Below are 3,970 nucleotides of genomic sequence, written 5' to 3'. Positions count from 1 at the left end.
TCAACAGCGTGGAAGGGCGTTACAGCTTTCATGTGACGCCGCCCGGCGATGAAATCACTATTGGCATTGCTCTCGATAACGATCAGGGGCCGGTGCTGAAGGCTTATTTCCGGGGCACACGGTCGGATCTGACCGACGCAACCCTGGCGGCCGCTCTTCTGCGCACGGGCTGGCTTTCGGTAAAAGTGATGGGCGCCATCCACTTCGAAGCGGTGAAGCTCTGGCTCAAGGGGTTGCGGCTGACCAAGCGGCCGCCACCGCCCGAGACTGCTATCGCCTTCATTCCCACACCGAGAGAGAACTAGGAAAGATGACCGATAATACGCTCGCAGCGGATCGCTTGCGGCGCCCCGACCTGTTGACACGTCTTGTGGTTGGGGTCGGCGCGCGCCGGCTCGCCTGGCAGCCGCGTGGCTCGCTGATGATCGAGCTGCCGAACGGCCGCCGGATCACATTCGGTCAAGACCGCCCCTACGATGCCGTCCTGCGGCTCAAGAACTATCGCGTGATTGCCAAATCGCTCCGCCGTGGAACGCTCGGCTTCGCCGACGCCTACATTGCCGGAGATATGGAGTGCTCGGATCTGCTTGGTCTGTTTCGCTTCTTCGTCCGCAACTGCGCCGCGCTTGAGAAGTCCGGCCGCGGCCTGTTCAGGCACAGCATTGTGGATCGGCTCTGGCATTTGCTGCGGCAGAACAGCCGCCGCGGTAGCCGCCGAAACATCACGGAGCACTATGATCTCGGCAACGCCTTCTTCGAGAAATGGCTGGATGGCGAACTTGTATACTCGAGCGCGCTCTTCAGCGAGAGCACGGCAACGCTCAAGGAGGCGCAGGAGGCCAAGTTGCAGGCAATCCTGCAATCCTTGGCCATCGAACCCGGTATGAGTCTGTTGGAGATCGGCTCCGGTTGGGGGGCGCTTGCACTGCGTGCTGCGCGTGACAACGGCGCCGCCGTGACTGGCATCACGCTTTCCCATGAGCAGCGGGCCTGGGCCGAGGAGAGGGCGGAGGCGGGCGGGCTGTCTAACTGCTCTTTCGAATTGCAGGACTACCGCGACACGGAAGGCCAGTTCGACCGGCTCGTCTCGATCGAGATGATTGAAGCCGTGGGCGAGGAGCGGTGGCCGCTATTCTTCCGCACCATTCTCGACCGCCTCAAGCCGGGCGGCATCGCCACGCTTCAGGCAATCACCATCCACGAAGATCATTTCGACGACTACAGGGGAAAAGCAGACTTCATCCAGCGCTATATTTTTCCCGGCGGGATGCTGCCGACGAAGACGATCATCGCAAACCTTGCGGAGGAGGCCGGGTTGCAGTTCGAGCGGGTTGCGGAATTCGGATCCTCCTATGCGCGCACGCTCCGCGAATGGCGGCTTCGCTTTGAGGCCAACTGGCCGGAGATCGGTGCGCTGGGCTTCGAGGAGGAATTCCGCCGCAAGTGGCGCTACTACCTTGCTTATTGCGAAGCGGGATTTCTGGACGAGGTCATCGACGTCGGCCTTTACCGGCTGACCCGCCCGGCGGCCGGTGCCCTCAAGACTTGAGCATGAACGTCCGCACGACCCAAAAGAACAAGGCATTCGGCATGAGACGCAGTGCCTTCATCGCCCAGGCCAAGCGGCGGGGGAACACGATCTCATAGTCCTTGTTCTCGAGTCCGTGCAGGAACCGGCGTGCCGCTTCATCGGCCGGCATCAGGAAGGGCATAGGGAAGTCGTTCGAGGCCGTCATGGGCGTATCCACGAAGCCCGGATTGACGATCGAGAGTGCGATCCCCTCGGCGGCAAGTTCTGGCCGCAGCGCCTCCGCCAGATTGATCAACGCCGCCTTGGTCGGACCGTAGGCAGCGGCTTTTGGCAGCCCGCGGTAACCGGCCACCGAGGCGACGATGGCGATCTGGCCTTTTTGGCGGCGTGACATGCCGGGCAGGAGCCGCGCCAGCACATTGACCACCCCCATGAAGTTGACCTCCATGGATTTCTTGAAGGCGTTCACATCGAGATCGGGCGGGCTGACGATTTCCCAAGTGCCGGCGGACAGCACTACGAGGTCGATGGGGCCGTGGGCGGCTTCGATTTCGCGCACGCACTGGTTCACCGCCTCTTCGTCGGTCACATCGAGCGGGTAGGCCGCGATCGTGCGGGACCCGGCCTCCAAAGCCTCCAGCGTCTTTTCGGAGCGGGCGGAGACGGCGACAGCAGAGACCCGTCCATCCAGCAGCTTTGCCAGCTCAAGGCCGAGGCCGGAGCTCCCGCCCACGATCCACACCGTGCGCCAGGGGAGCGAGGCATCGCCAGCCACTCAGATCCCCACCAAAGGTTGAAACAGCCGCCCAAAGAAGCTCTTGAAGCGTGTCGGCGCTTCGGTCGCGACAAGGCAGATGCAGGGCTCGGAGGAATCCACCATAGGCTGATGCTCGACATTCTCATCGAGATCGGCGACGTCGCCGGGGCCGAACCGTCCGAACGCATCGCGGTAGGATCCCGTAAGGACCAGGGTGATCTCCGTGCCGCCGTGACCGTGTTCGGGAATCTTCTTGCCCGGGGCGATCTTCAACAGCGTCAGCGAGCCGCGCGCCGCCTTTGAGGTCGGCAGCCGGTGCATCGCCACACCAGGCGCCACTGTCTTCCAGGCAACGTCATCGAGGCCGCCCCCGACGAGCCGGGCGAGGGGACGGGAAAGCGACGGCTTTCTCTGCTCGGGCTCGTCCAAGGTCTGCTCGACCGGTTCGTTCAGCTTGCTCATGGCGCGCTCGAACGCCGCTGCGTCCAACGGGACCGCGTCAATGGCCTCAAGCAGATTGCCACCGATCTCCTCGGTCTCGCGGAGTCGGGAGCGGCATTCCGCGCATGAGGCGAGATGCGTTGCGACGACAGTCGCGAAAGCCTCGTCGAGACTGCCAGCGGCGTAGCTCATCAAAGTGGCCCTGTCGGGATGATGTGCGATCTTCACGTTACGTCCTCCAGACGCTCCCGCAACTTTCCGTAAGCGAGACGCATGCGGGACTTCACAGTTCCAAGCGGCACGCCAAGTTTCTGCGCGATATCGGCCTGCGGCATGTCATCGATGAATGACATCTCGATCACGCGCTGCTGATCCGGCGGCAGCTCCGCCATGGCCTCTACCACCAAGGTCTTGCGCTGCCGCGCCTGCACCGTCTCCTCGCCGCCCGCATCCGGTGACTCCAAATCCAGGTCGTCTATGTCCTCATACGCGTGAGGGGATTGGCGTCGAAGCCTGTCAATGCGCCGGTTGCGCGCGATGGTAAAGATCCAGGCGGCGACACTGCCTCTCGCTGGCTCGTACAGCTCTGCCTTTCGCCACACGGTGATCATGACGTCTTGAACGAGGTCCTCGGCCACATCGGCGTCGGCACCGCTCTTGATCATCAGTGCCTTGACCCTTGGTCCGAAGCGCAGGAACAGGCACTGGAACGCCGCGCGGTCGCCGTCATATGCGAGGCGTTTGATCAGGTCCTGGTCATCTTCGCCTTGACCGGGGCGAGAGGACGAAGATAGGGCGTTGCTCATGCGCAAAGAGCAGCCTTTGTCTTAGCGGACTTACTTTGACAGTATACGCGGGAGAAGGCGGGGCGGATCACCCAAAAGGGGCCACTCTTTCGGCTCTGAGCAGGACCGTTGTTGGCACCTAGCGGACTTCCAGCGAGGTACGGCCAAGCGTCTGCTTTGGCAAAAACAGGGGCGAGTCCGACTGCGGCGCCGCGCATGACTCGCGTTCCTTGTAGCAAAGACTGACGCACATCCCGCTTTCCAGCGCCCCCGCGCGGCAGCCTTGCAGGCAACGATCCAACCTGCGTTCGCAGTCGGACTTAGCGAGGTAAAGCGGCGTGAGATGAAGCCGCGATGCCTGCGCGCCACTCGTAGCGACGAGGAAGAGCAAGAGCCCCCTATTGCCACCGGGTGCCTCGAGTTGCGTTCCATGCCGGTCCCCTGTCGGGCCGCACG

Annotated in this window: 5 protein-coding genes; 2 read left to right on the top strand and 3 right to left on the bottom strand. The window is 62.8% G+C overall.

The genetic code is table 11. The features are described from left to right. Positions 1-305: DUF1365 family protein (locus tag ACSLE4_RS03670; protein ID WP_435903125.1), on the top strand; the 305-nt coding region annotated here is incomplete at its 5' end. A 5-nt stretch (positions 306-310) separates the two neighbouring features. Beyond that, entirely contained in the window at positions 311-1,549 is a 1,239-nt protein-coding gene (locus tag ACSLE4_RS03665; protein WP_435903124.1) for a class I SAM-dependent methyltransferase, read from the top strand. Here the strand turns inward: ACSLE4_RS03665 and ACSLE4_RS03660 are convergent. From ACSLE4_RS03660 to ACSLE4_RS03650, 3 genes are read right to left on the bottom strand one after another with little or no spacing between them, the layout of a single operon-like run. After that, positions 1,539-2,306 carry an SDR family NAD(P)-dependent oxidoreductase gene (locus tag ACSLE4_RS03660; protein WP_435903123.1) on the bottom strand — a complete coding sequence of 256 codons (768 nt, stop codon included), beginning with the start codon at positions 2,304-2,306 and terminating at the stop codon, positions 1,539-1,541. The two genes, ACSLE4_RS03665 and ACSLE4_RS03660, sit on opposite strands and share 11 nt — an antisense overlap. After that, positions 2,307-2,957: a ChrR family anti-sigma-E factor gene (locus tag ACSLE4_RS03655; RefSeq protein ID WP_435903122.1), complete on the bottom strand. Its 651-nt coding sequence runs from the start codon at positions 2,955-2,957 to the stop codon at positions 2,307-2,309. After that, positions 2,954-3,535 carry a sigma-70 family RNA polymerase sigma factor gene (locus ACSLE4_RS03650; RefSeq protein ID WP_435903121.1) on the bottom strand — a complete coding sequence of 194 codons (582 nt, stop codon included), beginning with the start codon at positions 3,533-3,535 and terminating at the stop codon, positions 2,954-2,956. The genes ACSLE4_RS03655 and ACSLE4_RS03650 overlap by 4 nt, the downstream gene beginning before the upstream one ends. Positions 3,536-3,970: the final 435 nt, after the last annotated feature.

This window comes from Methyloceanibacter sp. (genome assembly GCF_051306395.1).
Taxonomy (GTDB): domain Bacteria; phylum Pseudomonadota; class Alphaproteobacteria; order Rhizobiales; family Methyloligellaceae; genus Methyloceanibacter.
The sequence above is the reverse complement of the archived record's forward strand: the minus strand, read 5'-3'. Positions and strand labels throughout refer to the sequence as shown.